Raw genomic sequence first — 5,827 nt, forward strand, 5'->3', positions numbered from 1 at the left:
TATTAAATTGGTAAAATTCTTCCGGTGCAATCAAAACCTTACGGATTCAGGTATTTCTTAAGTAGTTGTCCATATGGAATAGAATATTTCTGACTCCTTGTGACGGCACTCTCGGCAGCTGCTCCTGCGTTGCTCCGGGAGGCTGTCCGAGTCTCAGTGAAATCACAGTGGTGACAATCATTGCCTCTGCCGAACCGCCTCAAATAAACACACTCCGGTAGCAACCGATACATTGAGGCTACTGACAGAACCGGTCATTGGAATAAAAATCAGCAAGTCACACAGGTCTCTGGTCAGGCGACGCATTCCTTTACCTTCTGCGCCCATGACCAGTGCCAGAGGTCCGGTTAAATCTGACTGATAAATATTGCCGCAACTCTCACCTGCGGTACCAACCATCCAGATACCTCGCTTCTTGAGCCATTCCATACATCGTGCCAGATTGGTCACCTGAATCAGGGGCACATTGTCTGCCGCACCACAGGCCACTTTGGTTGCTGTGGCATTGAGACTGGCGGATTTATCTTTGGGCACAATAACCCCCTGCACGCCTGCTGCATCGGCGGTCCGCAGGCAGGCTCCAATATTGTGTGGGTCAGTAACACCATCCAGAATCAGGAGGAATGGTGGTTCATTCAGCCGATCAAGGATATCCTCCAGATCTTCCTCCCGATAAACCCGGGCTGCAGAAACTCTGGCCATAATACCCTGATGCACACCATCCGCTTTGGCATCCAGACGACTGCGATCAACAAATCGGACAGAAACGCCCAGATCCCTGGCCTGATCAACTAATGTATTGATTCGCCTATCCGTACGCCCTTTCTGGACCTGAAGCTCCAATACCCTTTCGGGTGACCGTTCAAACAGGCTCTGCACCGCATGCAGGCCATATACTACGTCATTGCTCATTGATTTCTCATCTGAAAGCCTTGTCAGGCCATAATAGTTAACCAAATGAAATCCTGGTTTCTGACCATCAGCCACTCTCGGCAACTGCTCCTGCATCCATTCAGTCGTGCGGAGTTACAACTCCATAGCCACGGCTATGCTCCCTGCGTTGATAGTAACCGCCGACTTAGCCAGAAATATACGATTGCATTTGGGTTTGACCAACTACTTAAACCTGAATTCAGCAGTTGAACCGCATAAATTCATCTGAAGCCCCTGCAATCCGCGGCTTTGGGGTGAATCAGAGTGCTCACCCAATCGGTGAGTAGTGAACCCGACTTAGCCCGGATATTGATGCTGGCAACCACTCACCCATCCAGCACTTCACTGGGGAATACAACGGTAACGGCAAGAGCATTAGCAACCTGAATAACTGCCTCTTCCAGCAGGTGGAAAGAGGGGGAATAGTACGTAACGTGGTGGTTACAAATGCTCGTGTAGATATAAATGTCCGGCAATTTACCAGTAATAAGAGCGTAATCGCCTGCGAAGCCAGCGAACATGCGCAGTTGAAAAATAACACCGTGGAACATTCTTATTTCAAGTTGGAAGCAGGAGATGGCTCGGGAAATATTGGAATGCTGGCGGGAGAGATCAAAGGCAGCTCAAAACTGGAAGGCAACCAAGTCAAGCACTCGATAATGAGCGCATATACAAGAAAAAAGCATGGGTATCATAGTGTAGGAGTATTAACCGGAAAGGCCGAAGGACCCGCTTCCCTGGACAATAATTCGATTGACAATTGTACTATCACCACGGGAAGTGACCCATACGAAGATACGCGTATTAAGACCTGCACTGGCTTGATGGCTGGTAAAATGGTGGGAAAAGTCACTGTCAAAAACTCGAAACTTACCAATAACCATCTGACCGACAGCACGCGATATGTCCACGCCGGTGGTGTTGCGGGGTGTGCGAGTGGCACAACTATTGAGGGTACCTATGCCTTCAATAACACCATACTTTCCGGGAGAAGGTTCAGTATTGACCCAAAGAATGCGGTAGTTGTTGCCTCAGCGTCGAGCTGCCATATTAGCAATACTACTGTTATCAAAAACATTCTTATGTTAGATGGGTATGCTTTTGACTCAAGATTTGACGGACCCTCTACGGGAATCGTAACAGCAAATTGCAAGAGTAGTACGATCAAACATACTCTGGCCGAACATAGTGAATTGTACTCCAAACGTTGGGCAGCTGTTGCCACTGCCTTTCTCGATTATCGATGCACGATCCATAACACCACTGCCAGAAATGTGACAATTAAAGCCGAAGGCAAAGGCGATACAAGAACTGTTGCGGCGATTGCTGTGGCCAAGTTTGGAGAATACGCGCACTCCAACAATAAGATTAGCCAGACAACCGCTATCGATTGTCAGATATCAGCTCACGGAAGATATGGTTATGCCGCAGTGGGCGCTGGCTATCGAGGTCGAAGGGGAGATGTAACCATCAGCGATACCGCTGCCTGCAACAGTACCATCAAGGGTGCTCACGCACGCATAGCCGCTGGCGACACTGATCATCTATTTACTCGCACCTATGCCTGTAACACCAAACTCAATACCCGGCTGGAAAATTCCGGTTGCGCTGAGGTAAACTGCCTGCAGAAAAGTACTGATGCTCATCCCACTCGACTCACCACGGGCACCACAGCAGGCAGCAATCAAACAACAACTGACTTTTTGTATCCACCGTCGGAAACACTGTTCACCAGCACGGCTACCAGTGGCAGCTCTGATTACCCGAACTACTCACCGAGGGCAAAATCATCGTTGCTGAATTCGTATAATAAGTGCATTAACTTCCTCGATGGCTCCGTCAATTTCAGCATTGACCCGTTCTGCAAGGCCAAGGCCATCACTGTCCAGTTTACAGCTGGCCAGTTCACCGGCTTTTTCATCCATCAACGCAACCGATAACAGCGATACCTCATCCCTCCTCAACACCAGGGAAGTGGATGCAGGCATTCCGCTTCCTGCCATGGCCGGAGGGGGAGCAGCGGGCATTCTCACCGGCGGCTTTATCCTGTATGCCATTTACCAGTGGTACCAGGGCTATCGGCGAGGGTTAAGGGGGGCAAAATTAGCCCTGCGACCCATCACCCGGATCAGCGACGCAATTTGCTGCCAGGCACCCGCTATGGGGAAAAAAGCGGATAGCATGGAACTGGTTTCCTTGCAGCCGATGGATGTTTGACCATGAAACCTGAACCGGCAGCCTGCCAGCGATTGATGCGGATAAATGCTGAAAAGCGTTCACCCATCCCGGCTATGCGGGAGGGTGTGCAAAACCCACGGCTCTTCCGCCAGAACACCCGTATGCGCTTTGGTGATGGGGCCGACAGCGTTGAGCAGATTCTCCAACAGCTCTGATATCCCCCAGGCGGCCAATGCTGTCAGCCCGGAACATTCCACGCACTCTCAGTCATCCCGGCGCTGCCAAGACAAACTGCAAACATCCTATTTGTAACTACAATTGTCTTTCCAGCCCTGCAAACCCGGAAGCCCTGAAATGCCACCTGTACTTACTGCCTGCGTAACCATGATGCCACCGTCAGAATCGACTGCCACGGATAACGGCCAGGGGCTGGGTTCGGGCTGGCCAGGTTTCTGGAATGTCACTAAAACAGCGGTTAAATCCTTTCATCCTGGCTTTGACCCCGGGCAACGGCCGGACCAGCCCGATAGTCCGTGGATACAACTGAAGATTCAACCCAAAGAGCTGGCCCTGCGTCTGGCCCAGAAAGCCATACCCGCCAACAGCTATTTCAATACCATTAACCAGGTGGCCATGGCCTGTCTGGCGCTGGCCAGCCTGCCGGGTTGCGGGGGCCAGACACCGCAAGACCGCAACCCTGAAACCGAACCGCCCGGCACTGCTGCCTCAACCACTCCGCCTGGCTGCAGGAGCGAGCCGATGCCGGTTCAGAGTGTGGCTGACCTGGCTAAAATCGGCGGGGAGCATCCATGCTATCCACCTGATGGTAAATATATACAGACCACTGATATTGATGCCGGTAACCACTCACCCATCCCGTACTTCACTGGTGAGTACAACGGTAACGGCAAGAGCATCAGCAACCTGAATAACTGCCTCTTCTTACGGGTTGAAGATAGTGGAATAGTCCGTGACCTGGTGGTCGAAAAAGCCGATGTGACTATAAATGACCGGCGTTTTGCCGGTAATAAGGGCGTTGTTACCTGTGAAGCCAGGGGACACGCGCTGTTGAAAAACATCACCGTGGAACATTCTTGTTTCAAGTTGCAGCAAGCCGATGATGCCTATATCTATAATGTAGTTCGGTTCGGAATGCTGGCGGGGCATGCCCGGGGCAACCTGACACTGGCAGGTAACCGGGTCAGGCACTCGAATGTGAGCGCAGATATAGCTGCTACCCGCCCTGCCAATGTAGGGATATTGATCGGATATGCTTTTGGATCTATCTCTATAGACAGCAACGTGATTGACAATTGTCGGATCACAACAGGTAACACCTACAGCAACAGTCATCTTATGATCGCTGGCCTGATGGCGGGGAAAATGGTTGGGATTCCGGGCAGGGAAATGCCTGACAGATTCACTGTCAGGAACTTGAGCCTAACCAATAACCACCTGGTAGCCAACACGATAGTTGTCCTTGCAGGAGGTGTCGCAGGGCAGGCGTTAAGAACAACTATCATGGGTACCCGTGCCATCAATAACACCATACGTGTGCCAAGAGACGATACAATTTACCCAAGTGTTGCAGTAATTGTTGCCAACGCGTATCAATGCAGTATTCGCGATACCATCGCTATCAATAACCACCTTGAATCCGAAAGGGCTCAGGGTTGGGAGCAACATTCATCATATACCGGAATCGTAACAGCACAGTGTTATTCAAGCAGGATCGAAAATACACTGGCCGAACATTCTGAATTATCTGCCAAAGGTTTCGTAGCCGTTGCCACAGCCTTTGCCGATGATTGCCTGATTCGTAACACCACAGCCAAAAATATAATCATCGCAGCCAGGCAACAGCAATGCTTTGTCACTGGTGCAGCGATTGCTGTGGCTGAATGTAAACACTCCGGTAACACACTGATCAGTCAGACAACCGCTATTAATTGTTGGATATCGGCTAGCGAAAGAACAGGTTATGCCGCAGTGGGCGTCGGCTATAAAAAACAGGGGTGCACAACCATCAGCAATACCACTGTCTGCAACAGCGTTATCCGGGGCTTTCGGGCAGGCATAGCCGTGAGCAACACTGCTGATGGAATTTCTCGGATCTTTGCTTTTAATACCAATCTGACCAGTGCGGCTGATGGTATAACCAGGCGGGAAAATACAGATTGCGCTGCGGCAAACTGCCCGAAGGAAAGCCCTGATGCTTCCCCCGGCCTGCTCACTACCACTACAGCTGGCGGTAATCATATAGCAGCTGACGTATTATGTCCGCCTCTGGAAACGCCGGGTAAAAGCACGGTAACCCGGACGACCACAGGCAGTCCTGATTCCCCGAACGCAAAAACATCGTTATCGGCGAATTTGTCAAATTCACAGTCGGCCAGCTCACCGGCTTCTTCATTGGTCAACGCAACCGATAACGGTGATACTTCATCCTTTCTTAACACTGACGAAGTGGATGCAGGCATTCCATTGCCTGCCCTGGCCGGGGGGTTAGCAGCGGGAATTCTCACCGGCGGCATTATGCTGTATGCCATCTATCAGTGGTACCAGGGCTATCAGAATGGGTTAAGGGGCACAGAGTTAGCCCTGCGACCCATCACCCGGATCAGCGATGCGATTGGCTGCTATTTACCAGCTATGGAATTGTCCTTAAATAATTCCGACATTTTAAACTCGGTCTGCGTTCATCCTGAGCGGAGTC

5 protein-coding genes are annotated in these 5,827 nt (G+C 50.9%); 4 read left to right on the forward strand and 1 reads right to left on the reverse strand.

What is annotated here, in order from left to right; translation table 11 throughout:
- Positions 1 to 177: 177 nt before the first annotated feature.
- Positions 178 to 912, reverse strand: coding sequence for a 23S rRNA (guanosine(2251)-2'-O)-methyltransferase RlmB (rlmB, locus tag KDK14_RS14145; RefSeq protein ID WP_257265821.1), 735 nt, complete (start codon positions 910 to 912; stop codon positions 178 to 180).
- A 455-nt stretch (positions 913 to 1,367) separates the two neighbouring features.
- Here rlmB and KDK14_RS14150 point away from each other — a divergent pair, with 455 nt between their 5' ends.
- From KDK14_RS14150 to KDK14_RS14165, 4 genes are all read left to right on the forward strand, one after another.
- Entirely contained in the window at positions 1,368 to 2,873 is a 1,506-nt protein-coding gene (locus KDK14_RS14150) for a hypothetical protein (protein WP_257265822.1), read from the forward strand.
- Positions 2,874 to 2,907: 34 nt separating this feature from the next.
- Positions 2,908 to 3,150, forward strand: a complete 243-nt coding sequence (locus tag KDK14_RS14155) for a hypothetical protein (protein ID WP_257265823.1) — start codon at positions 2,908 to 2,910, stop codon at positions 3,148 to 3,150.
- 2 nt (positions 3,151 to 3,152) lie between these two features.
- Positions 3,153 to 3,326: a hypothetical protein gene (locus tag KDK14_RS14160; RefSeq protein ID WP_257265824.1), complete on the forward strand. Its 174-nt coding sequence runs from the start codon at positions 3,153 to 3,155 to the stop codon at positions 3,324 to 3,326.
- A gap of 139 nt (positions 3,327 to 3,465) precedes the next feature.
- On the forward strand, positions 3,466 to 5,827 hold a 2,362-nt coding region (locus KDK14_RS14165), incomplete at its 3' end, for a hypothetical protein (RefSeq protein ID WP_257265825.1).

Origin of the sequence: Endozoicomonas sp. ONNA2, assembly GCF_024606365.1 — a bacterium.
In the GTDB taxonomy this organism is placed as follows: Bacteria; Pseudomonadota; Gammaproteobacteria; order Pseudomonadales; family Endozoicomonadaceae; genus Endozoicomonas.